The 23,946-nt window shown below is 42.3% G+C and carries 25 protein-coding genes and 1 pseudogene; 15 read left to right on the top strand and 11 right to left on the bottom strand.

Annotation, left to right across the window (positions count from 1 at the left end; translation table 11 throughout):
* Positions 1 to 40 precede the first annotated feature (40 nt).
* The gene (locus PY364_RS18020; RefSeq protein WP_275524573.1) at positions 41 to 547 is read right to left on the bottom strand and encodes a hypothetical protein; all 507 of its coding nucleotides are present in this window, start codon (positions 545 to 547) and stop codon (positions 41 to 43) included.
* A gap of 86 nt (positions 548 to 633) precedes the next feature.
* Here PY364_RS18020 and PY364_RS18025 point away from each other — a divergent pair, with 86 nt between their 5' ends.
* The 8 genes from PY364_RS18025 to PY364_RS18060 all read left to right on the top strand — a co-directional run bounded on the left by PY364_RS18025 (position 634) and on the right by PY364_RS18060 (position 8,092).
* A complete protein-coding gene (locus PY364_RS18025) occupies positions 634 to 1,551 on the top strand; it encodes a histone deacetylase (RefSeq protein WP_275524574.1) in 918 nt (305 codons plus the stop codon).
* Between the two features lie 343 nt (positions 1,552 to 1,894).
* Positions 1,895 to 3,493 (top strand): glycosyltransferase family 39 protein, encoded by a 1,599-nt coding sequence (locus PY364_RS18030; RefSeq protein WP_275524575.1) that lies wholly within the window; start codon positions 1,895 to 1,897, stop codon positions 3,491 to 3,493.
* A 23-nt stretch (positions 3,494 to 3,516) separates the two neighbouring features.
* On the top strand, positions 3,517 to 4,506 hold the full coding sequence (locus PY364_RS18035) for a glycosyltransferase family 2 protein (protein ID WP_275524577.1): 990 nt from the start codon (positions 3,517 to 3,519) through the stop codon (positions 4,504 to 4,506).
* Between the two features lie 4 nt (positions 4,507 to 4,510).
* The gene (locus PY364_RS18040) at positions 4,511 to 5,092 is read left to right on the top strand and encodes a serine O-acetyltransferase (RefSeq protein WP_275524579.1); all 582 of its coding nucleotides are present in this window, start codon (positions 4,511 to 4,513) and stop codon (positions 5,090 to 5,092) included.
* The gene (locus PY364_RS18045; RefSeq protein ID WP_275524581.1) at positions 5,085 to 5,696 is read left to right on the top strand and encodes an acyltransferase; all 612 of its coding nucleotides are present in this window, start codon (positions 5,085 to 5,087) and stop codon (positions 5,694 to 5,696) included. Before PY364_RS18040 ends, PY364_RS18045 begins: the two co-directional genes overlap by 8 nt.
* Positions 5,697 to 5,712: 16 nt before the next feature.
* Positions 5,713 to 6,810, top strand: coding sequence for a glycosyltransferase (locus tag PY364_RS18050; RefSeq protein ID WP_275524583.1), 1,098 nt, complete (start codon positions 5,713 to 5,715; stop codon positions 6,808 to 6,810).
* A 216-nt stretch (positions 6,811 to 7,026) separates the two neighbouring features.
* Positions 7,027 to 7,542, top strand: coding sequence for a serine acetyltransferase (locus PY364_RS18055; RefSeq protein ID WP_275524584.1), 516 nt, complete (start codon positions 7,027 to 7,029; stop codon positions 7,540 to 7,542).
* Between the two features lie 103 nt (positions 7,543 to 7,645).
* Positions 7,646 to 8,092 carry a hypothetical protein gene (locus tag PY364_RS18060; RefSeq protein ID WP_275524585.1) on the top strand — a complete coding sequence of 149 codons (447 nt, stop codon included), beginning with the start codon at positions 7,646 to 7,648 and terminating at the stop codon, positions 8,090 to 8,092.
* Between the two features lie 39 nt (positions 8,093 to 8,131).
* On the opposite strand, the gene PY364_RS18065 is transcribed toward PY364_RS18060, so the two are convergent.
* Complete coding sequence (locus PY364_RS18065; RefSeq protein ID WP_275524587.1) at positions 8,132 to 9,808, bottom strand: mechanosensitive ion channel; 1,677 nt, start codon at positions 9,806 to 9,808, stop codon at positions 8,132 to 8,134.
* Positions 9,809 to 9,885: 77 nt separating this feature from the next.
* Between PY364_RS18065 and PY364_RS18070 the strand changes: the two genes are divergently transcribed.
* Positions 9,886 to 10,335 carry an SRPBCC family protein gene (locus PY364_RS18070; protein ID WP_275524589.1) on the top strand — a complete coding sequence of 150 codons (450 nt, stop codon included), beginning with the start codon at positions 9,886 to 9,888 and terminating at the stop codon, positions 10,333 to 10,335.
* A 184-nt stretch (positions 10,336 to 10,519) separates the two neighbouring features.
* Here the strand turns inward: PY364_RS18070 and PY364_RS18075 are convergent, their stop codons facing one another.
* The 7 genes from PY364_RS18075 to PY364_RS18105 all read right to left on the bottom strand — a co-directional run bounded on the left by PY364_RS18075 (position 10,520) and on the right by PY364_RS18105 (position 19,118).
* The gene (locus tag PY364_RS18075) at positions 10,520 to 11,206 is read right to left on the bottom strand and encodes an alpha/beta hydrolase (RefSeq protein WP_275524591.1); all 687 of its coding nucleotides are present in this window, start codon (positions 11,204 to 11,206) and stop codon (positions 10,520 to 10,522) included.
* Positions 11,207 to 11,417: 211 nt separating this feature from the next.
* Complete coding sequence (locus PY364_RS18080) at positions 11,418 to 12,068, bottom strand: alpha/beta hydrolase (RefSeq protein WP_275524593.1); 651 nt, start codon at positions 12,066 to 12,068, stop codon at positions 11,418 to 11,420.
* A 251-nt stretch (positions 12,069 to 12,319) separates the two neighbouring features.
* Positions 12,320 to 13,144 carry a transglutaminase-like domain-containing protein gene (locus tag PY364_RS18085; protein WP_275524607.1) on the bottom strand — a complete coding sequence of 275 codons (825 nt, stop codon included), beginning with the start codon at positions 13,142 to 13,144 and terminating at the stop codon, positions 12,320 to 12,322.
* Positions 13,145 to 13,298: 154 nt separating this feature from the next.
* The gene (gene mutL, locus PY364_RS18090) at positions 13,299 to 15,206 is read right to left on the bottom strand and encodes a DNA mismatch repair endonuclease MutL (RefSeq protein ID WP_275524595.1); all 1,908 of its coding nucleotides are present in this window, start codon (positions 15,204 to 15,206) and stop codon (positions 13,299 to 13,301) included.
* Positions 15,207 to 15,268: 62 nt separating this feature from the next.
* A complete protein-coding gene (locus PY364_RS18095) occupies positions 15,269 to 16,366 on the bottom strand; it encodes an ATP-binding protein (RefSeq protein ID WP_275524596.1) in 1,098 nt (365 codons plus the stop codon).
* Between the two features lie 615 nt (positions 16,367 to 16,981).
* Positions 16,982 to 18,232 (bottom strand): beta-ketoacyl-ACP synthase, encoded by a 1,251-nt coding sequence (locus PY364_RS18100; RefSeq protein ID WP_275524597.1) that lies wholly within the window; start codon positions 18,230 to 18,232, stop codon positions 16,982 to 16,984.
* 127 nt (positions 18,233 to 18,359) lie between these two features.
* Entirely contained in the window at positions 18,360 to 19,118 is a 759-nt protein-coding gene (locus tag PY364_RS18105) for a peptidylprolyl isomerase (protein ID WP_275524599.1), read from the bottom strand.
* A gap of 81 nt (positions 19,119 to 19,199) precedes the next feature.
* On the opposite strand from PY364_RS18105, the gene PY364_RS18110 reads away from it, so the two are divergent.
* From PY364_RS18110 to PY364_RS18120, 3 genes are all read left to right on the top strand, one after another.
* Positions 19,200 to 19,769 carry a Uma2 family endonuclease gene (locus tag PY364_RS18110; RefSeq protein ID WP_275524600.1) on the top strand — a complete coding sequence of 190 codons (570 nt, stop codon included), beginning with the start codon at positions 19,200 to 19,202 and terminating at the stop codon, positions 19,767 to 19,769.
* 117 nt (positions 19,770 to 19,886) lie between these two features.
* Positions 19,887 to 20,282, top strand: a complete 396-nt coding sequence (locus PY364_RS18115; RefSeq protein WP_275524601.1) for a hypothetical protein — start codon at positions 19,887 to 19,889, stop codon at positions 20,280 to 20,282.
* 16 nt (positions 20,283 to 20,298) lie between these two features.
* Positions 20,299 to 20,652, top strand: a complete 354-nt coding sequence (locus PY364_RS18120) for a hypothetical protein (RefSeq protein WP_275524602.1) — start codon at positions 20,299 to 20,301, stop codon at positions 20,650 to 20,652.
* 140 nt (positions 20,653 to 20,792) lie between these two features.
* Here the strand turns inward: PY364_RS18120 and PY364_RS18125 are convergent, their stop codons facing one another.
* Entirely contained in the window at positions 20,793 to 21,575 is a 783-nt protein-coding gene (locus PY364_RS18125) for a pentapeptide repeat-containing protein (RefSeq protein ID WP_275524603.1), read from the bottom strand.
* A 384-nt stretch (positions 21,576 to 21,959) separates the two neighbouring features.
* On the opposite strand from PY364_RS18125, the gene PY364_RS18130 reads away from it, so the two are divergent.
* Together PY364_RS18130 and PY364_RS18135 are read left to right on the top strand one after the other, a co-directional pair.
* Positions 21,960 to 22,505, top strand: coding sequence for a DUF6232 family protein (locus PY364_RS18130; RefSeq protein WP_275524604.1), 546 nt, complete (start codon positions 21,960 to 21,962; stop codon positions 22,503 to 22,505).
* 44 nt (positions 22,506 to 22,549) lie between these two features.
* A complete protein-coding gene (locus PY364_RS18135) occupies positions 22,550 to 22,966 on the top strand; it encodes a hypothetical protein (RefSeq protein ID WP_275524605.1) in 417 nt (138 codons plus the stop codon).
* Between the two features lie 162 nt (positions 22,967 to 23,128).
* On the opposite strand, the gene PY364_RS18140 is transcribed toward PY364_RS18135, so the two are convergent.
* On the bottom strand, positions 23,129 to 23,695 hold the full coding sequence (locus PY364_RS18140) for a photosystem I assembly protein Ycf4 (RefSeq protein WP_275524606.1): 567 nt from the start codon (positions 23,693 to 23,695) through the stop codon (positions 23,129 to 23,131).
* Between the two features lie 115 nt (positions 23,696 to 23,810).
* On the opposite strand from PY364_RS18140, the pseudogene PY364_RS18145 reads away from it, so the two are divergent.
* Positions 23,811 to 23,946 (top strand): annotated as a pseudogene (locus PY364_RS18145) (photosystem II D2 protein (photosystem q(a) protein)); the annotation flags it as partial.

The following is a 23,946-nucleotide window of genomic DNA, read 5'->3' on the forward strand; positions in this document are numbered from 1 at the left end:
GTATCTTTACCGCCCAGAGGGCGGCGTTACAAATTCTCTTCTATAACAGCCATTCTTTCAGTAAAGTAAGATTACTTGGAGTCAGAGTAACTTTCACTTGCAATTGCTGTTTTACATCCCGCAGTGTCATAAATTCCTGTTCTTCAAATGTAATCTCAACATTTTGTAGTTCAATAGTCTGATATTCAAATTGATGGAGTCCTACACGAATTGCCAGTTCCTCTTCAGACTGAGGATAAATGTACAACTGCTGTTTAAGATTATCTAATTCAAGTTTTTGAGCGATCTGACTGTGATTTAAAGGAGAATCTGGCTTATACCAATAGAGTGTATCGCCCCGAATTTCTGGATTGACCATCACAAATATTTCATCAAATCGTTGAGGTTGCCAGTGAACTTCACTCATCCCCCCAATTTGAGGAATTAGCCTCTCCACCCAATTAACTTCTTTGCCATTGAGGTTTGCCCACCATTGCTGGATAATATCTAAGTTATTAGCATTTTCTGGGTTGCGACTGCCGTGCTGCCAGACTGTTATAAGCTGCATAAATTTTAAATGATTTTAGATTTTAGATTTTAGATTTTAGCTTTGAACTTTGAGATTAGAAGTGAATCGCCTCTAAAATATTTTACATGGAATTACCCATTGTTTATCACCATGATTACGTTGCACCGCTACCGCCGGGACACCGCTTCCCGATGGCAAAGTTTCAGTTGCTTTCCGAGATGCTGTTGGCAGATGGGGTAGCTGTGCGATCGCAATTTCACGTACCAACGCTTCCAGACCAAAAGTGGATTGAGCTAGTCCACGAACCTGATTACGTTCAAGCTTATTATAACGGAACCTTGGACGCTAAAGCACAACGGCGGATCGGTTTGCCTTGGAGCCCCGCTTTAGCCAACCGCACTTGCATAGCCGTAGGGGGTACTATTCTCACAGCTCAATTGGCCATTTCTCACGGTATAGCCTGCAATACAGCGGGGGGAACTCATCATGCTTTTCCTAGTTATGGGTCTGGTTTTTGTATATTTAATGATTTAGCGATCGCATCTCGTGTTCTGCAACAAATGGGTTTAGTAAAGAAAGTATTAATTGTAGATTTAGACGTGCATCAGGGAGACGGAACCGCTGTAATTTTTCAAGACGATTCGAGCGTTTTTACTTTTTCGATGCACTGCGAAATCAACTTTCCCGGTACTAAACAACAAAGTGACTTAGATGTGTCTTTACCTGTCGGCATGGAAGATGACGAATATCTCCAAATATTAGCTAAATATTTACCAGATTTGCTGTCAGATGTCAAGCCTGATTTAGTTTTTTACGATGCTGGAGTCGATCCGCATAAGGGCGATAAATTGGGAAAATTGGCATTAACTGACACTGGTTTATTTAGGCGAGATATGCAGGTTTTATCTACTTGTTTAGCTGGTGGATATCCCCTTGCTTGCGTAATTGGCGGCGGCTATTGTGATGACATGAACGGCTTAGTTTATCGGCATTCCCTGCTGCATCGGGCCGCGAGTTTACTATGGCAACAATATCGGTTGTGATGCTAACAGTGAACAGTTAACTGTTATAGCAACCGCCAAGAGAATTTCCGTAACGCCGCCTTCTAGGCGGTATGTTACCGCCTAGAAGGCGGCGTTACGAATATATTGATGTACGACTACTTAACTGCTAACTGCTAAATGTTCAAATCCGTATTAAGAGCGATCGTGACTTTGACGCATCTATACCGTAGCGAAAGCGATCGCTGTAAGTCTCATCATATAAACTTTTAATAAAACTTAGTAAAACTACTGGCAATTTTTACAGAAACGTGCGATAATTCAATCCTGTTACCGAATCACCCTTTTTAGTTCAGAGTGCAGCTCTACCTTAACAAAACCCATAATGGAAAGCAAGTTAACTCCCAGTGAGTGGCTACCTCCAACTTGGCTGAGATTCATCCTCATCACCATCTTAATTTTGGGGATATTTTTTAGATTCGCCAATCTCGACAGCAAAGCCTACTGGTTTGATGAAACTTCTACATCTTTACAAATTTCTGGCTATACCGATAACCAAGTAACCGAGCAAATTTTAGATGGTCGCGTAATCGATATTCAAACCTTAAATAAATATCAATATCCCAGTCCCGAAAAAACTGCCGCAGACACCATGAAAGGACTAGCGGTAAAAGAACCTCAGCTCACACCTTTATATTTTGTAATTACCAGATTTTGGGTGCAGTTATTTGGCAATTCCGTCGCCGCGACACGAAGTTTTTCAGCCGCCGCCAGCCTACTAGCTTTCCCCTGCATTTATTGGCTTTGTATTGAACTATTCAAATCGCCATTAACAGGATGGATTGCGATCGCACTTTTATCCGTTTCCCCATTTCATTTACTGTACGCTCAAGAAGCCAGACCTTATAGTTTATGGACAGTAGCAATCTTACTTTCTAATATTACCCTCCTCCGAGCAATCCGCCTACAAAATATTAACAGTTGGATACTTTATGCAGCTACCATAATTTTCGGAATCTACTCATTTCTGTTTTCGGCATTAGTTATCATTGCTCACGGAATTTATATACTAACAATAGAGGGATTCCGTTTAAGCAAAACCTTAATTCGCTACGTAATTGCATCTCTGGTAGGAGTTCTAGCTTTTATACCTTGGATTATCTTTGCTCTGATTAATGTTCAAAAAACCAACGAGGGAAGATGGGGAACAACTTCTACCTCTGTTGTTACTTTAATTAAAAGTTGGATTCGTGGAATTAGTTTATTTTTTGCTGATTTTAGCCTCAACGATGATAGTCCATCAATTTACTTTATTCCCTTCACCGCCGCTGTATTAATTATTTTTATCCTTGTGGTTTATGCAATTTATTTCTTATACCGCCATAGCCCCAAACAAGTTTGGTTGTTTATCTTTATTTCCATTACAATACCAGCCCTAGCTCTAATCGTACCAGATTTAATTCTAGGAGGTTCACAGTCAACAATAGCTAGATATCTCCTTCCATCTTACCTAGCCATGCAGCTAGCAGTTGCTTACCTATTTGCTAATAAATTAAGTAATTCAGTTAAACCCCAATTGCAAAAAATGTGGCAGGTTGCCTTGATTATGCTAATATCAATTGGTATATTTTCCTGTGCTGTATTTTCCGAGTCAGAAATTTGGTGGAGCAAAGCAGAAGGTAACGTTAATTATCACCTAGCTCAAGTCATCAACAAAGCTAATCAACCGCTGGTAATTAGCGATGCTTATTTTGTCAAAACCTTGGCTTTTAGTCACTATCTAGAACCCAAAGTGCGATTTCAATTAGTAGTTGAGCCCAAGATACCTCAAATTGCTGATGGCTTCAATGATGTCTTTATTTACGACTCTTCCCAAACTCTGCGCGACGAATTAGATAAAAAGTATAAATTACAGCTTGTAGAGACAGGTTACTCGATCAAAAATGCTTACAATCCCACTCTGTGGCGGCTAGTAAAACAGTAATAAATAATCACAAAGATTAATCTATGCTCAATCAAAATTATTCCGAAACATCAACAAAATTGCTAGTCGTAATTCTTAACTACCGAACGCCTAGCTTAACAATTGACTGCTTGCACTCCCTAGTTAATGAAATTTCTGCTTTCCCTCAAACCCGCGTAGCAATTGCTGATAATAATTCCGGCGATGGTTCCGCAGAAATTATTGCCTCAATAATTGAAACTAAAGGTTGGAATGAATGGGCATATTTTGTACCTCTAGAAAGAAATGGTGGTTACGCTTTCGGAAATAATGCCCTCATCCATCCGGCCCTTCATTCCTCCGATACTCCTCCCTATTTTCTCCTCCTAAACCCGGATACAATTGTGCGTCCAGGAGCCTTAAAATTCCTCGTTGATTTCATGGAAGCTCACCCCGAAGTGGGGATTGCTGGCAGTCGTTTAGAAGACCCAGACGGCACACCACAAAAGTCAGCTTTTCGGTTTCATACTATTGCCAGTGAAATTGATTATAGCTTACGTTTAGGTGTAGTTTCAAAACTATTATTTTCTTGGTGCGCGTCCCCTCCCGTTTCTCAAGAAACCTGTCAAACTGATTGGGTTGCTGGGGCAAGCATGATCGTCCGTCGCGAAGTATTTGAAACAATTGGATTGCTAGATGAAGGCTATTTCATGTATTATGAAGAAATGGATTTTTGCCTCCAAGCTAAAAAGTCTGGTTGGAGTTGCTGGTATGTACCTCAAAGTCGAGTTGTACATCTAGTCGGGCAAAGTTCAGGTGTTACAGACACTAAAATTATTCCTAAGCGTCGGCCTCAATATTGGTTTGATTCTCGGCGGCGCTATTTTGTCAAAAATTACGGTTGGTTATACGCTGCGATTGCAGACATTTCTTGGTTTTCTGGGTTTCTAATATTCCAATTGCGCCGCCTAATTCAGCGCAAACCAAACACAGATCCGCCGCAATTGTTAGGAGATTTCGTACAAGGTAGCGTATTCTTTAAAGGAACAGATTAAAATTATGGTAATCCAACCTGAATTGAGATCGACTGTGAACGAGCTAGACAGCCAAAATTTAGGACTCTGGGAACAGATTAAAGAAGACTGGATTGCTCACGGTCGCGATTGGACTAAGCCAGGATTTCGAGCCGTAGCAGTTCACCGTTTTGGCGTTTGGAGAATGAGTATTGAACCCAAATTACTTCGCGCTCCTTTGAGCATTCTTTACCGCTCAATGTATCGTAAAATTCGCAATACTTACGGTATTGATTTGCCTTATACTGTTAAATTAGGTCGCCGCGTAGTGGTAGAACATCAAGGCGCTATTATTATTCACGGTAACAGTTATATTGGTGATGAATGTGTAATTCGCCAAGGTGTAACTCTGGGAAATCGCTATTTAGATCGTCCTTTAGATGCGCCTAAATTAGGGGTTCGCGTTAATGTTGGTGCGGGTGCAAAAATCCTTGGTGATGTCACTTTAGGTGATGATGTAAATATTGGTGCTAATGCTGTAGTTTTATCAGATATTCCCTCTGGAAAAACAGCCGTTGGTATCCCTGCTAAAATTATCAAATCTACCAATTCTGAAAGTAATGGTTAAAAAACTTCTTCAGAAAATTGTACGTTATTTTGCCTTACGCTACGGCAAATTTCCCGGACTCTACCGCAAATTATGCGACCCAACGAGTTCGGAATATGCTGAATATATGCGCCGCTATGGAAATTTGCATTCAGTTGGGGAAAACTGTACTATTTTACCAACAACAGTTTTCACTGACCCTGCCTACGTTCGCATTGGTAATAACGTCCATTTTTCCTCCTGTACGCTTATTGGCCACGATGGCGCGATCGCCATGCTAAATCACGCCTATGGGGTAAAACTCGATGCTGTGGGCAAAATTGATATCCGCGACAATGTATTTATCGGCTACAGTGCGATCGTACTCCCAAATGTTGTCATTGGCCCTAATGCAATCGTCGCCGCTGGTGCTGTTGTTACCAAAGATGTAGCTGAAGGTGATATAGTTGCAGGCGTTCCTGCTAAACCAATAGGTCGCGTTGAAGAACTTGTAAAAAAATTGCAAGCTCAAACTCAAACCTTACCTTGGGCGGATTTAATTAACCAGCGAGAAGGAAGTTTTGATGCAGAAATAGAAACACAACTCGTGCAATTGCGCGTGTCTCACTTCTACAACAACCATTGAAATTAATAGCATATTTATGAATATTTATCTTCTTTCAGATCGCGCTTTATATTCCAGTGTAAGTTACGATCCACTATTTGAATTAGAAGACATATTAGTGGAAACTTGCGGAGCAAAATTACTAATTCCTACTCAAAGTCCGGCGGCGCAATGGGCAAACGAACAGCCTAAATTTGCATCTAAGTTTATTAATAAAGTTGTTCGCCGCACTACAGGTTCCTACCAGCTAGAAGATGAGGCTTTAGCATCTATAAAAAAGCCAAATGTTTTGCTGATAGTTGCCTTGTGCGGAGCTAATTTAGCTACCCTCTCAAGTATCTCTAATTGGCGAGATAAGTTTGATGTAGTTGCTGCCTATATCTTCGATGCTTGGGGCTTTCATATTTACCCAAAATACACAAGTCAATTAGATCGTTTATTTGTACCAATGCCGGAATTAATAGAAGGATTGAAACAATCTTTCGGGATTCCAGTATCTTCTTTACCTTTTGGAGTCGATGCTCTAACTCATGGCTCTTCCGGCGTTAACCGCCCGATTGATTTGATTAGTTATGGTAGAATTCCTAAACAATATCATACTGCTTTTAATAAAAAATTTAATCAGCCTGGTTCTGGTAGAATCTATTATCGTTCTACACCTAGAGCTGGAGAAAGTTATCCCAAAATTCCTTATCAAGAGCGTAGAGATCGGGAAGATAGGATGTTATTATTTAAGATTTTGAGGAGGACTAAATTATGTTTGGCGTTTGATACCCTGTATCCAGGTATGCGCGAGTTTCCTCATTCTTTTGTGACTCTGAGGTGGTTTGAAGGTGGTGCTGCTGGATGTGCAATTGTTGGGAAAAGACCGATTACTCCTGTTGCTGAGCAGTTGTTAAATTGGGAAGATGCAACTATTGAGTTGCCAGATGACCCGGAAGCCAGTGTAAAATTGATTGAGGAGCTTTTACAGGATGAGCCGCGCCTTCATGCTATCCACAAACGAAATTATATCGAGAATTTGACTCGCCATGATTGGCGGTGGCGAATTAAAAGTATGCTGGAAGAGTTGAAGATTCCTTTACCTGTTCGTCTTGCTGAAGAGTTATCACAAATGCTAGTTGTTAGTCGTTAGTTGTTGGTTGTTGGTTGTTAGTTGTCATTGCGAGCTCCGCGAAGCAATCGCAATAGGTTGAGCTCACTTTGAGGTTACTAAAGGCAGAACTTATGAATTATAACTTTGTGGCAAGGTTTTGGGATTGCTTCACTTCGTTCGCAATGACAATCAACTAACAACTAACAACTAACAACTAACAATTAACAATTAACAACTAACAATTAACAACTAACAATGGTTGAATCAGTTAATATTCAGACTATTTCTGCTACAGAACCAGATTGGAACCGCGAAAAATGCGAGCGTTGGTGGGAACCTAATCGTCAATTACTAAAATCTATCCGCAATTATCAAAAGTGGCGGGTTACTGGTGGAATTGTGGGAGGTTTTTTATGTCGTTGGAATGTGCTTTTACACAGATTTTGGAGTGTTGTCACTGGAGCGGATATTCCTTTAAACTGCCAGTTAGGAGGGGGATTAATTATCCTTCATCCTAACGGGATCGTGATTCATCCAGGGGCATTTATCGGCCCAAATTGCTTGATTTTGCAACAGGTGACAATTGTAGAAGGGGTAAAAATTGGGGGTCACGTTGATATCGGTGCGGGAGCGAAAATTATTCGGCCTGTGACTATTGGCGATCATGCTAAAATTGGTGCTAATGCTGTGGTTATTTGTGATGTGCCGGCAGGAGCGACGGCGGTGGGAGTACCGGCGAAAATTATTAGTTTGCCAAGTTCTGGGAAGTAATGTTAATTAGTATAGCGCTCTCCTGAAATATAATTATTAAAGAGTGCTTCACAGGTTGGGTCTGACTAAAATGTGCGGCAATTTTTGAGGCTTAATTCTGTACATGGCAACTATAGCAGGGAAATTAGCATGGGAACGCATAATACAAGCTATCAAAACAGGCGATAAGCCAAAAGCCAGTGACTTCAAAATCTTGGCAGAATCACAACAAGGATGGCATCCGACAGCAACCTCGACTGGCCCGTTGAAGTATGTTGATAAAAATGGGGTAATCAGAGTGACACTAAAGCAAGGAAGTAACAGAACACCTGGAAGCGATCGACCTCATGTAGAGCTGCGGAATGCTAAGGGGAGTAGAATTGATCTACAGGGAAAACCTGTCACTAGAAAAAGTTTAGATAATAACACTCCTATTTCCTATTCATTGGGACATTTAATTATGCAACACCTAAATTACTGGGAGTTTAATGGGTTTGAAAATGTTTATCTAGAGGATAGTATAGAGTTGGCTAAATCAAAGCAGCGATCGCGCCTTTCTCCCAATACATAAATAATGGCGTTTGTCAACAACAAACGCCATTATTTTTAACTAAGACTGCGGCGGTTTCTGTTCTTTAAACTCCGCTAGCCATTCCCGAACCTGTTCAGCCGCAATATCGCGGCTTCCTAAACCAAAAGCTAGAGCGATCGCCACTGCGATCGCGCCTAACAACAAGCCAAACGCCAAATTGACAATATTGCTAGCAATCCCCATCTGTTGCAGCGCCATCGCCGAAACCAGCGCAATAATGCTGATCCGAGCAGTTTGAGCTAAAAGTCGAGCTTGGCGAGTGCCAGAACTTGCAATCAAGTTGTAAGCCAAATTAGCCAAATACAAACCGATCGCAAACACTATCAGCCCAATCAACACTCTGCCAGAAATGACGATAATCTGATTGACAATCGAAGTCAGAGCATCGAGGTTGAGGACATCCGTAGCCGTCACCGTCGCAAACAGCATAATCCCCACCAGCGCCACAATACCCGCAATTTCTGAAGGCGTGCGCGAAGGTATCGCCGTCGCATCCGGTTGGAGTACCGTTGCATCTGGATCTAGGGAGTTGATAGTTGGCGGTGCGACTGTCAAATTAGGCCGCGATTGCAAACCCAGCCAGTAGAAAATATTATTGAAGCCAATTCCCGTGAGAATATTAGCCACCAAATCGGCAATAAAACGGCCGATGAAATAGGCGATCGCTAAAATCACCCCAGCCGTAAAAATCTGCGGAATCGCATTCAAAATCTGAGTCAACATCGACACCGCAGGAGCCGAAATCGCCTCAACTCTTAGCGCATTTAAGGCCGCGATCGCAGTCGGAATTAAAATCAGGACATAAACAATCGTCCCCACAATCCACGAAAGCGTCTGTCCTCCCCTCGATTGAGTCAGTCCAACTCTCGCCCCCAACAAATCAGTCCCAGTCGCCGCCAACAAATTAGTTACAATTCGGCGTACAATCTGAGCGATCAGCCAGCCAGTCGCCCCAATAAACACAGCCGCCAACACATTTGGCAGAATTGACAGAATATCGTCGAGCAACCGCTGCACCGGTTGCAGCGTTCCCTCCAACTCCAGAGTGCTCAATACTGAGGGCAAAAACAGTAGAAAAATGAACCAGTACAGAGCATTTGCCAAAGTATCGCTCAAAGCCAACTGGTTTTGCGCCGGAGTCCCAGCCACCTGCTGATTCAAGCGCTCATCCAAGCGAAAGAGCCGCAGCCCCCGCGTCACCACCAGCTTCGAGATCGTAGCCAGCAGCCAGGCGACTGCCAAAAGCCCAGCAGCGCCCAACACCTTTGGTAAAAACACAGTAATCTGATTCAGCAAGCTTGCCAGCGGTTGAGAAGCCGCCGTAAGCTGGAGTTTATCTAAAAAGCCCACCAACGCAAAAATCATCACCAGCCAAAACACAGCGCTGGCGATCCACTTATCGACTGGTGGCATCTCCGTGCCCCCTTGCTGCCCTCCAATCCAACCAGCAACACGGTTGTCGATGTCAGTGCTATCTAGCAGCTTTTTCGTGAGAAACTCTGCAATCAGCGCTATCACGTAGCCAATCACCAAAATCCCGATCGCCAAAGCTAGATCGATAATCGGGTTAAATTCTGGGGGAAGTACCCTCAAAGGATTGGGTAAAACAGGCATTTGCTGCCCCAAAATCAGCCCGGATAGCACAGGCTTGAGGATATTTGTACCCTGGGTTATCTCTTGCCAAGTTCCATTCATATTTTTATTAGGTTAACGTCAGATTTGACCAGCAAAAATGCGAAACTGCAAGTAATAGCCTCTAGCTTGCAGGTTCTATGTCACATCGTCAAGTTTTTGAGCAATCAATTGAAATTCGTGCCAGTGCATCAGTAGTGGAGCGGTGTATCACTGATAACGTTTTAATGCACAAATGGCTCAATCCAGTTCTGCGCTGCGAACCTGTTGGTAATTGGGACACAAATGTCGGAAGTCGCAGTCGCTTTATCATACAAATTCCTATTTTGCAACCCACCTTAGACAGTATAGTTTTGGAGCGAGAACCAGGTCTAATTGTTTGGGGGTTTGAGGGATTTTTTCAGGGGTGCGATCGCTGGCAATGTCAACCGTTAGAGCCGGGAACGCGCCTCGTTAACCGCTTTGAATTCGAGATCCCAAATCCCCTAATTCGTTTCGGCTTTAACCGCTTTGCCGCCCCTTGGACAAGGAGGGATATGGAAGCACAATTACGCCGCCTCAAACAGGTAGCAGAGGCACAAAATTACTAATTGCTAATTGCTAATTGCTAATTGCTAATTGCTAATTGCTATAGCAACCTTCTTGGCAGTTATATTGTACAAGAAATTATCGCTGTATTTCTCCCCCTTCCCTTGCAGGGAAGGAGGTTAGGTCACAGATACAGATATACAGTTTAGATGCGTAACAGCTTATCTGTGATAGATATTACGATTGTTACTTGGTACTACCAGATTGTCCCGGCTCACAAATCACTTGCTTAGCTGTATCTGCTGCTTGCCGAGCTGTATTTTGCAAAGCCGGCGAATTTTGATAGATAGCTTGCAAATCCTGTGCATCTTTAATCACTCGCTCATAGATAGCAAGGGCCTGATTACCGTCAACTTCTAACGCTTGAGGAGTATAATTTTGCAACACTTCAATCAGCGATATCTTGTTGTCGCGAGCAGATGCAACTAAAGCATCCCGCAACACCAAACTACCTTGAGCGCGAGTAACAGGAGGATAAGCAACTTCAGCCATCTGTTTGAGCATAATTTCCCCAAAGTAAGTATTGAGAAGTCGCATTACTAATTGCGAATCTAGACTTACTTCTCGCGTTAGCATACTGCGGACTGATTCAGGGTCTTGTTTAGCAAGATTCAGAACGCTTTGCAACTGAGAAGAGGGTTTGCCAGTTTGGGCGAAGGACTGTAAATCGCTCATTGGTAAAGCTATATCAAGAGCACCGTACTTGACAGTAATCTGTTCAACAGCAAAGGCTTTTGAGCTATTCAGCAGCGCTATACCTGTTCCCAACAACAACGCCAAACTTAGGGATAAAGATTTGGATACTCCCTTTGCCAAAAGAACGGAGTTCAGACGAACACCCTCAAAAGAGCCAAGTTGAAACCGAAAGTTCATTCGTTTAAGCCTCTCTACACAGTTAAACATAGTTTATTGGAGCGACGATCTGTCCCTATTTATGTCTAGGAGATGTACTCTAATGTTCCCTTAACTACCAGTTAAAAAAAACTGTCCTGTTCAGCCATTTTAACCAGCCTTTAGATAGATTTCAGAGTTCACTCTATCTGCTAATCCGCTCTCTAGAATCCCTCCCGATTTATCTTGAAGCTTAGGCAGTTTTGCAAATTGTTTTTTGCACTTCTGGACTGGTTCGTAAGAACGTTAGCACTTTTTGTCCCTCAACAACAGCCTGGTTATAAAGATTGACAATTTTTTCGCCGTCGATCACAATTGCATCAGTTCCTTGATAGCTTTGTAACACTTCTAAAAGCGACATTTGCCCATCCTTAATCACTAGATTAACTGTTGCTTTCAGATCGTCTACCATTCTCGCATAATTGCTACCTGGAGTCAGATATTTGCTAACTTCTGTGAGAGCAAGTTTCCCGTAATATGAGTTAAGCAAATCATTCAATACATTGGGAGCAACATCCACTTTTTTACTCAAAACTTCGCGAAAACCGCTAATTTGATCGGGAGTTGCTTTGGCAATTTGAAAAAGCGATCGCAATTGATTAGAAACTTGACCACTATTTGCAAAGGTTACAAGCTCAGGAATCGTGACTGATACATCAACTGCGCCGTATTTAACCTTAATCGCGTCTATCGCAACTGCACTACTGCTAAAAACTAACAAGCTAGCACTTGCTGCTAGCAGAACTGCCATTCCTACGGCTAACTCTTTTGAGATCCGCTTGCTTACAACACGGTAAAGTTTACGAACGCTCTGAAACCACCCTAGTCCAAACAGAAATTTCATTTGCTTCTCCCTTAGATATTAAGTGAAAATAGTTCTGCCACAACCCGGCGCTAAAAGTTAAATCAGTAGGGGCACGCCGGGAGTTGTACAGAGATAGCCTGATTTTACGGGCTTTTCTCTCTTTGCACAATCGCCCTCTCCCGATCATTCTACCTTTGAAATGCGTAAGTGATCTATAACTTTTCTACTGTCCCCCATGTAACTTTACAAAACATCCTTCTGCATTTCCCACTCAACCAGTTGTTGAACTGTCATATATCGCGACTCATCCGCTCCAACAGTTGCCGGATAATCGCAGCGTCCTCAGCACGAGGAATATTTGTCAAATACATTTCTAAGTCTTGGCGGGATTCTTGCCAACGACCGAATTGATAGTAGAGAATTCCCCGATCTCGCCTTTCACCTGCGGCATCTGGAAACAGCAGTAGAATCCGCTCGATCGCCGCCAAGGCTCTAATTCTATCGCCTTGATTTAGATAAATAGCTTTCAGATTGCTCAACATCCGCCCTAATATTTGCCTGCGGCTAACTGGTGCTAGAAATGCGGGTTGTAACTCTACTGGTTGGCCATAAATTTGAGAAAGTCGATTTTTACAGTCTTCTGGAAATAATATTTCTCCTTGATTGAAGGCATCGACATAGATACCTACATCCTCGAAATCGGGGCGAATTAAAAAATGTCCCGGCATTCCAATTCCAATCATTGGGAAGTCAATCCGCTGGGATATTTCTAAATAAAGTAGAGATAATGTGATGGGAATTCCAGTACGTCTGTCGATGACGTGATTGAGAAAGCTATTACGGGGATCGTAGTAGTCGGCTGTGTTACCGCTAAAATTTAATTGTTCGTAGAGATAGCGGTTTATTGTTTGAATAATTCGCAGGGGATAAAGTTGTCGCGGCAGACTTTCTTGTACATCAGCGGCCATTGTGTCGAGGGCGTTGATGTATTCCTCGGGATCGATGTCTGGTTCTTCTTCTTGGGCTATGTAAAGGGCTGCTTTTGCTAGGTTTATTTGCTGGTCTAGATGATTGATTTCTTGCTCAAAAAGTTTTCGCGATCGCGATTCGTTCATCATAAATAAGTACCCCTAATTTTTCATAAAGCCCATCGATAAAGTTTTTTCAGGTTCAATATTAAGATGAATGCTTTCTGCTATAATTCGTAACGCCGCCATCCTGGCGGTACGATAACCGCCAAGATGGCGGCGTTACATTCCTCGATCCTAGCTAAATCCCGTGACTTTTGCCAATTACCCAGTTACGACGGAAAAAACGGGCTAATGCTGACTCTTCTAAAGATAAAAATATTGGTCTTCCGTGCGGACAAGTGCGCGGATTGCGAGTAGATTTCCACCGATCTAATAAAGTCTGCATTTCTTGTAAAGTTAGAGTAGTACCATTACGAATTGCACTGCGACAAGCGGTAGCTACTTGAGCAGTTTGCAAATCTCCAACTTTACTGATTTCTGTCAAGGCATCTTGACAATCATCTCGTTTTGCTAACAATGCTGGAGCACTGCGTGCTGCCCATAGTTGCTCGCCAAATGGTTCTATTTCTAAACCTAATCGCTGCAAATTATCGACTTGAGTTGGCGATAATTGATTAAGAATCACTGGTGGTTCTAAGGGTACTAATTGCCAAGCGTAACATAACTGCTCGTATAAAACTCGCTCGTGGGCGATGTGCTGTTCTACTAACCACATTCCGCTGGGATGTTCGGCGAGAATGTAGGTATTGTGGACTTGAGCGATCGCTTTCAATTCCATTAACCCTAAATCGCTGCTATTTTTCCCTGCTTCCCCGTCAGCATTCGGTTGAATAGAACGGTTGACATTATAACCGCTCTTTTGTTCAGAGGCTTTGAGTAATTTACCAACTCGCTCAGGTAGCGGCATTTCTGGCATGATTTCAGTATTAAGCTGCAAAGCTCGTGCGATCGCAAGGCTAATCTGCTCTTGCCAGTAAATCATATTATGCAGATAAATTTCTGCCTTGGCGGGGTGGCGGTTCCAGTCTATTTGCTCTGGGTAAATTTGGAAGTGAATAAAACAGATGGGGTAGCGATCGCGCGGACAAGTTCGCCCAAATGCAGTTAAAATAGTTTGCTCTAATTCTGGCGATCGCACAACCCGCCCATTTACAGCAACTTTAACCCAATCCGGCCGCCGTCGATGACACCGATCCGGTAAACCTATTACTAAATCTAAGGATTGAGCAGGTAATTGGTAATTGGTAATTGGTAATTGGTAATTGGTAATTGGTAATTGGTAATTGGTAATTGGTAATGCTCCCCCGCTCAAGAGCTCCCCTGCTCCCCCGCTCAAGAGCTCCCCCGCTCCTCTGCTCAAGAGCTCCCCCCCTCCTCCGCTTCCTAAAGGTGGTGACACTTCCAAGGTTAATTGTTGCAAATCACTTAATCGCACTCCTCGCAAGATTTGGGGTAGAGTTTCCTTTGCTGTAACGCCGGGACTGATATGTAAAACCAGGTTGTCACCTTGGCGAATTTGCCAAGTAACGCGGGGATGACAAACAGCAATTTGCTGAAGCATTAATTGTACTGCTCGCAACTGCTGTGCAGGTGATACAAAACCGCGACGGACTGGCCAACTTCCAAATAAATTAGATACTGTTACTACAGTACCGGGAGCGATCGCAATCGCTTCTACTTCCCTTGGTTCCCCAACATTATTATAAACAATTCTCCACCCAGAATTTAGGTCTTTATTTGTGGATTGTGGCCGCTCTTTATTAGACTCAAATCTCAATTCAATCGGAGTTGCAAAATCATTTTCTCGACTCGCAATTTCCAAGCAAGCCAACTGAGCTAAACTGTGTAAAGCTTCGCCGCGAAATCCCAGAGTTGTAATCTTCCAAAGGTCTTTTGCACTATTAATTTTGCTAGTGCTATGAGCAGTTGCGGCCTGCTGTAAATTTTCCAAATCCATCCCCATACCATTGTCTGCAACTTGCACTTGCCATTGCTCTGGTCGGATCGAAACAATGATTCTAGTTGCACCCGCATCGAGGGAATTTTCTACCAATTCTCGCACTACAGCAGCCAGAGAGTCGATGACTTCTCCGGCAGCAATTAGGTGGACAACTTCTGCGGGTAGGGTTTGGATTGTAGCTGTCATCCCATTTTAAATATTAGATTGTAGGTTGGAGATGGAGATTGGAGATCATCTAAAATCGGGAGCTATTCAGTTATTATTCGTGGCAAACGGATACAAAAAGTTGTACCTTGAGAATATTGCGATTCAAAAGTAATATAGCCGCCGTGAGCGTCTATGATTGACTTCGCGATTGCTGTTCCTAGTCCCGTACCGCTGCGCTTTCCAAAAGTTACAAATGCGTCAAATAAATGTTCGCGAATTGCCTCTGGAATTCCCGGCCCGTTGTCAGAAATCATAATTTTTGCCCATTTCCCATCTATCTCAAGGACAATCTCAACTTTACCACCTTTACCGTCAAAAGCTTCTACAGCATTCCCCACTAAATTTTGTAATACGCGCAAAATCTTGTTTTCATCAGCTTCGATAATTACATCTGCTGTCTGCACTACTAAATCAACACGGGTACTATCAAAATAAACTCTGTTTAGCTTTTCAAACTGCTGCAAAGTATTAGATAAGTTCACTGTTTTTTTGTGCAATACAGCATTGCCGCGAGAAAATTCTAATACTTCGTCAGCCATTCCTAACATTCGCTGCACCTGCAATTGAATCAGTTCGCACCATTCTGCGGTTTCTTCGTCAGGATGCAGGTCTTTGAGCATTTCACTTGATAGTTGAATCCCTGTAAAAGGACTTTTGAAGTCGTGAATGATAGTGCTGACCATTTCTCCTACTACTACCATTTTTTCTTTGTGAACTAACTGTTTTACATATTGATCTGTTGTGGATCGTAGGTGTTGAGTAATGTAACCAAACAGATGAAGTACGGCGCTACCTTTGGCAATTCGTAAGGTGTCCATCAGAGTTTCACGGGAAATTTTTGCTAATGTTGAATCACCACAAACGATGGCTCTAGCACTACGGGGTTGTCCATCTAAAACTCCGAATTCTCCGAAAAAGTCGTTTGGTTTAGCTACGGCGACGGTTTGATATTTGCCTTCGGGTGTGCGCTTACTAAACTCGACCTGACCTTCTAGAACTAGGTATAAAAAATCGGGAATTTCTCCTTCTTCAAAAACTACTTTTTCCTGGGGAAAGCTTTCCACTTCTGCCACTTGGCACAATTGGTCAGCTTGCTCTTGGTCAAAATAGGAAATAAATCGATGGGATGCTAGCTCCATTTGAGATTACCAAATGATTAATCTTGTCAGTTTCTTTCTTCTATATTTACTCAGTATTGCTTCACTATCACCACTCGGTAAAGCGATCTTTTTGCCCAGAAGTGGGGCGATAAAATCTTATTTCAGCCGAGGGTCGCGCAGTTCAGTATAAATACTCAGTTTTTTTCAGCTTACTATTGAGCTGAGGGTCGGGGCGATCGCTCCATCTCTAAGTGCAGTTTCGCTGAGCTAATATTGCATACGCCTGTTCGCGTTACTCCCCGTTAGACTATCATATCCTCACCCGTAAGCCAAACTGAGTCTTGAGTCTAAACTCTCGACACGCTAGACGGCAGGGCGATTGGGTCATTGATTTTGCTTGACAAAATTAGTTATGTATGATATGCAATCTAAGGAATGAAGAGAGATCGAAGGAAGGTGCGATCGCCTACCCGCGCGGCTAATTAAAGAAGTCCCTAATAAGACTTACGCAACTGGCACATAAATTAAGCTGCGTCTAATTTCCACGATGTAATTTACTTTTTCTTCTACAATTGTTTCTTTCAAAATGTCAGTTTTCATCACATTGTACAATTTTAACCCTAATTTCTTCAATCATTGTCATCCAGCCGCACCCTACCTATACCTTCCTAAAGCTATCACAGCATTTTGTCCCCCAAACCCAAAGCTAAAACAAAGTGTATTCCTCACTTCCCGCCGACGCGCCGCCCTAACTAAGTCTAACTTAAATAATGAGTCTCTCAAACCTACACAAGGCGGCATTATTTGATCTTTAATACTCATTAAACAAAAAGCTGTACCTAATGCACCAGATGCACCTAATGTATGTCCCGTTGCTCCCTTAGTTGAACTAACAGCAACTCCATGAGGAAATAACTTTTCAATTAACATTGCTTCGTGTCGATCGTTTAATTGAGTTGCAGTGCCGTGAGCATGGATGTAATCTATATCATTGACAGATAATTTACTACGACTTAAACATTGCTCGATCGCTGCGATCGCACTTTTCCCTCCTAAATCCGGTGAGTTAGCATAACAAGCATCATTTGTCAAGCCAAATCCTAAAACTTGACCATAAATTTTAGCACCCCGACGCTTAGCTAACTCAGCAGACTCTAGCACTAACAGCGCAGCGCCTTCTCCCAAAACAAAGCCTTCTCGCTGCGAATCAAAGGGATAGGCCCCCGTTTGCGCCAAAGCACCCATCTGATTGAATCCTGCTAGGGTTAAGGGCGTAATTGGGGCTTCCACAGCGCCAGCGATGACGCGATCGCATTGTCCCGTCTGGATTAACTCAAAACCTTGCGCGATCGCCCAAATTCCCGTCGCACAAGCCGCCGCTGGTGCTAATACCGGCCCCCTCGTACCAATGAAATTAGCCGCTGCGATCGCGCCAGCATGAGGCAAACAATCTAAGAATTGGTAATTGGTAATTGGTAATTGGTAATTGGTAATTGGTAATTGGTAATTAGTAATTAGTAATTCTTTTCCTTCTTCCTCCTCTCCTAGATAACTAAATTCCTCTTCGTTCTTCCTTATTCCTTTTTCCTTTTTCGTTCTTCCTTCCCTTGCAAATTGCTCTAACCTTGCTTGATTTCCGCGACTCGAACCAATAACTAAGCCACAATCGGGCAAAGGTAAACATAAATCAGCATCGATAATAGCATCAGCCAAAACCTGCCGAGTCAGTTTTATTAACTCAACAGGTTTTGTGCCAATTAAAGCCAAAGGCCTGCATTCATTTTCTGGGAAAGGTTGGTGTAGACAAATCCCAGAATGACCAGATAAAATCTCCTTCCAAGTAGATTCCAGCTTACCCAAAGCTGAAACAAGACCGATTCCAGTAATAACAACTTTTACACTCATTGCTATTTGTTAGTAGTTAGTTGTTAGTTGTTAATATTTGACTTGACAACCAGTCACATACTACTTACAACTATAAACTAACTATTTGCCCACGAACAACCAACAACTAACCACTAACTACTAACAATTAATTTTTCAAATTTTCCAACCCCTGCGTTACCTTAGCTGACTCAATGCGATCGCCAGCCTGAATTTGATCCACAACTTCCATCCCTTGCGTTACATAGCCAAAAACTGCATAACTGCCATCTAAAAATGGCAAGTCACTCAAAGCAAAATAAAACTGAGAAGACGCGGAATCAGGAGGATTAGATCGAGCCATTGCCACAGCCCCGCGAGTATGCTGCAACACAGGTTTAGCTGTTACTCCAGCTTGTTGAAGTGTCGTACTATAGGTAGGTTCTTTTGCTCCTTTCGGCTTAATTTCTAAGGGAATATAGCGCTCTTTTGAAGTTGCAGGATCGATAAAACCACCTGTTCCCAAACCCGCCGCCGGAAACTTAGGATCTTTCCCCTGGGGATCGCCGCCTTGAACTACAAAAGGTTGCGGTTCCCGAACTACTCGGTGAAATACCAGACCGTCATAAACTCCCCGCTTGACCAAATCGACAAAATTACCCGCAGTAATAGGCGCATTTGTGCCGTCTACTTCGATAGTTATGGGGGCACCTTTAACCACCATTACTACCGTTGCCTTTCCTTCCAGACGTGGTACATTACTGATTTGTGGGCTACTCGCCTGTTGCGGTGAAGTTGAAGCCGCTTCACTGGCAGAGGGGCTAGGGACGGGTGAGGAATTTGTAGCCGGTGAATTTCCACATCCTGCTAAAATTACCACGCCAACGAGCAAAAGTGGCAGTATCCATCGCTGAATTTTAATTTTCATTTTGAATTGAAATTAGACAGTTGATCTACAATAGTAATTGTATCAAGTAAGTTTTTAATATTGATATCGGAGTTCGGGACAATGACGACAGTTGTTTTAAATTTGGAAAATGTCGATCTGAGTGACGAACAGTTTTACCGCTTGTGTCAGGTTAATCGAGATTGGCAATTTGAACGCACAGCTAAGGGAGAGATCGTTATTATGTCCCCTGTAGGTGGAGTGAGTGGAAATCGAGAAGCTAGTTTAATTACAGATGTGAATTTGTGGAATCGGCAAACGCAACTGGGGATAGTTTTTAGTTCTTCGACAATTTTTCGTTTACCTAATGGAGGCGATCGCTCTCCTGATGTAGCTTGGGTGAGGTTAGAAAGATGGTCAGCTTTAACGGAGGAAGAACAAGAGAAGTTTCCACCAATTTGTCCTGATTTTGCGATCGAGTTGCGTTCCCGTACAGATGCGATTCAACCTCTTCGGGAGAAAATGCAGGAATATCTTAATAGTGGTTTGCAGTTAGGCTGGCTAATTAATCCTCAAGATCGACAAGTAGAAATCTATCGACGCGATCGCACGGTAGAGATTGTACAATTTCCCGTAAGTTTATCGGGAGAAGATGTGTTGCCAGGGTTTGTTTTAAATTGGCCTTTAGCGTGAATGTGATCGGATTAAATTGGAGTTGCAAGAAAGTCAGTAATTTGGGGGTAAAGGAGTGCGATCGCTTTAATGCTATACTTGAATTGATTAGTGTTTTAACAACTATCAGCAAATTGCTTGACACAATTCAATCAACCATCAGATGCAGAAAAAGCTGCCTTGATTGCGGAGTTAAGGCAAATCGGTATTAAGCATACCCCTGAAAATATCCTGCGGATTGCCAAGCTACCAGATGGCAAAATCGTGTTTTTGGAGTTGGGAGATAATGAATCAGGTTTACAACATATTCTGAAAGAACATTCTCGGAATTTTGTTGATATTGGAATTTCTCCAGACCAAATTCCTGATGTGGTGATGGCAGCAGTAACAATCGGTCGATTTGTTTGTTATCAAGGTAGAAGCCGAACCCGTTTAATTTATGAACTTACCTTTAATGGTCAAACCCATTACATTGCTGTTACTATTGGTAGTAACGGATATATAGTCGGGGCTAATCCTAGAACTTCGCCTTAATTTGTGAATAACTACTATGGCTATGAAAATTGAACTTATGGCTGATTATGGATGCTATCCCCTATGGTGGGCTAATGGGGAAAAAGTGGGTGATATCGATCCCGCAACACTACCCTTGAGTCAGGAAACACTCTTACGTTTGGAAAAGTGGGCAGATGCCTATGATGCTAAATTGAACTGGGACGATCCGGCTTCATCGGGTTTTGCTAGTTTAGAGACAAAGAAGGCTTTTGAGGATGAAGGTATCAGTCTTTGGCATCAGTTGAGAAAAGAGTTAGTACCAGAATATGAGGTTTTCTACTTTAGCAATATGTTGGAGGAACACATAACGCATCCGAGTCAATTGGAAGTGTTGCAGGAAATTAGATGAGTTGGTTGTGGGAGTGCGATCGCACTGCAAAAAACGTTTTAAAAGTTGCCAGATAGTGCTTTTCAAAAGTGAGGATAAAGGAATGGAAGGGGATCTCGTACTTAAGATGAACAGATTAGAAAGCGATCGCCATTTCGTACCTACTCCTGACTCAAAATTGCCAAAAACTCCTGTACAACCAGATCCGGTTGTTCGCTGCATAGGCTAGCATCGTAATGTTTGACAAGACAAATGCCAGAATCGAGCGAAACAATATCTAGCTGTCCATCTTGTTTTTCATCTTCAGGCGCTCGATCGCCATCAACCTCAAGAATCCCTAATTTGCCTTGGTGGAAGACGAGAAATTGAGCTTTTTGATTTTGTCTGCCGGCGGGTGTTGTCAGTCGCAGTTGAGAGTTGGGGATGAAAAGAGTGGAAGTGCGATCGAGTATTTCGGCAATTTTCACTTGTGCGTCGGAGTCAAAGTGAAAACCATTCCATTCAATTTCATTTTCAGAGTTAGACGATCCAGTTTCACTGTCAGCAGTTATTGTTTTATCTAAATCGGCTTGACCATAATCAGCTTCATTCAAGTTTGCGAATAATCTAGCGCCACTGAGATTTGCTCCGCTGAGATTAGCACCGCTGAGGTTAACTTCTATCGTCAGATTTCGCTGTACGTTCACTTGGTTTCGCCGTAAGTATCGCTTTAAAACTGACTTTAGATTATCTTTTTTGACTTTTTCTTCTAGTGCTTTTGAAAGTAGTTTCCATAGCTTAGCACCAGCATCTTTGATATAATCATATTCATATTCAGTGCTGGCTGCTATTTCTTTATAAGACCGTCCTTCCCAGGATTGACGAAACACTATTTCTTGAATTTTGTTGAGGCGATCGTAGTTGAGGGCCGTTTCTGCGATGGTTAGTGCTTCGTCAACAGTCATTTGTCAAAGTCCCTTACTAGCGGAGCGTTAAGGTAGGCTTAGTATAGATCAATAGTTCGGACACTTTGGGGAAAAATGGCTGGAAGGGTTGATTTATCGTGAGTTGTGACTTGACTCAAACTCTTATTCTGTCGTTGGCAATCAAAAACTGTCCGAAGTTATTGATAGATTATACTGCCACAGACACCTAATATTACTTTTTTCTTACTATTTTATTACTTTTTATTACTATTGCACCGATATAAAGTTGCTATTATCTCTAATAATACACAGAAATGTGAATGCCAATAACACTCACCAGCAGTCTTAAAAACCTTAGTGAAGCAGCTATAAGATAGATGCTGACTCATTGGTAGCTTCGCTGTTTCTTGGAAAGGAGTAATTATGGCTGAAAATAACATATTGCCACAAGATACTGACAAACAGATAAGGAATACCACGATAGAAATTACTAAGCAAACAGTTAGATTTGGTTCAGAGGTCTATCAGTTTCGCAACGTCACAGGTTTTGGGGTATCCTCTATTAAGACAGAAAATGTATTTCCAATACAAGTTATTTTAGGATTGTTTGTAATTGGACTTTTTTTAGCAAATATTCCTAATTGGAGAATCTGGGGAATAATACTGGTTTTAGTAGCAATAGACGGATTTTATGCAAACACTTCACAAGCCAAAAAGTATGGTCTTAAATTATATCTTAATTCAGGTTATCCGTCCCCAGTATTTATTAGTAGCGATATGCGAGGTTTAGAAAAAGTAGTTTCAATCTTATACAAATTCATGGAAAGTAATACAGAAGTTAATTGTGTAATCCATATAGAAGATAGATCGATCCGAATAGAAGGAAGTGTTGGAGGTTCCGTCACAGCAGGTAATATTGGAGGCAGTTCATCAAGTCAAGTTGGAGGAAATGTCTCGCGAAATGAGTAACAATAATAGTGTTATCCAAAGATAAATCAAATTAGGAGGGAATAATGGAAGATAAACAAATTAAAATTCAAGTCGGAGGAGGTGTTGGAGGTTCTGTTACAGCAGGTGATATTGGAGGCAGTTCATCAAGCCACGTTGGAGGAGATGTCTCAGCCATTATCAACGAGTTACCTTCATCCTCTGAAGCCGATCGACCAAGAATTAAAGAGTTACTGACTCAACTCCAAGCAGCAATTAAAGCCGATCCAAATTTAAGTGAAGATGACAAAAATGATGCTTTAGAACAAGTAAAAGACTTAGCTGAAGCTGCTAAAAATCCTAATGATGCAGAAATGAAGAATAAAGCCAAAAAGGCAGATAGGATGCTCGGACGAATTATCTCTGCGGTACCAAAAGCAACAGAACTACTACAACTCTGTAATAATCTACTACCATTGATTACTAAAGTGTTTGGGATTTAATAAGCGATCGCGTCAAACAAATCCTACGATAAATCCGCCAGCACGAGTATCAGAAAAACTCATACAGGCGGATTTTTAAAAGCCAAAAACTAATACCACCCAATTGATTTTAGTTTCTGTAAACGCGAATTATATCCGCCTTTTTTAATCTTCAGAAATCCTTTACAAACCTTCCAAAGGAACTCCCAAAAATCTAGCCAATTGAGCTCCTTGATTTTCCACCTCAGACAATCCTAAAGGCTGTCCCACTCGCGTCAAAGGATATTCGCGACGATCCTTGAGTTTAAGATAAATTGCTCGGCGCGGATTCAAACCTTCCTTAATATCAATTCGCACCGATTGTACATCCTCCGTCTTAACGGCAATATCAATTTGGCGATTTTTCCCCGGAAAACCCCAACGAAACAGTCGAATACTCCCAGTTTCCCGGTTAAACTCATTGTAGCCGCCCCCAACATCGCAGGCGATCGTCATCCACAGATAAAGCGCCAGCAGCACCCCACAAACGCCATAGAAAGTCATTGCAATCCCTTGGGGGAAAAAGTAGAGCTGAGTAGGGTCAGCAAAAGGCAACAAGTTAACGTGCAAGTAGGAAGAAATACCTGCCAGCAAAAAACCAGTCCCACCAATACTAACGATCGCAGCGAACAAGTAATTACTCAAGCGGCGAGATCCTAGAACCTCCAGACGGAGTAGGCGATCGCTTGTTGATGTCATTTGTGCAGTCATAAAATTTTCCTTTTTTTAGCCAAGGGGAATTGCAAATTTTGTTAATTTGTAATATATAGTTATGTTAACTTAATTAGAAACCTTCCCTTTTAATAAGCACGAGGATTTTCGCGAAATGACTATAGCAGTCGGACGCGCCCAGAACGAACGAGGCCTATTTGATGCCCTCGACGACTGGCTCAAGCGCGATCGCTTCGTTTTCATCGGCTGGAGCGGCTTGCTCCTCTTCCCCTGCGCCTTCTTCGCCATCG

It is taken from the genome of Kamptonema sp. UHCC 0994, from assembly GCF_029167235.1.
Taxonomy (GTDB): domain Bacteria; phylum Cyanobacteriota; class Cyanobacteriia; order Cyanobacteriales; family Microcoleaceae; genus Kamptonema.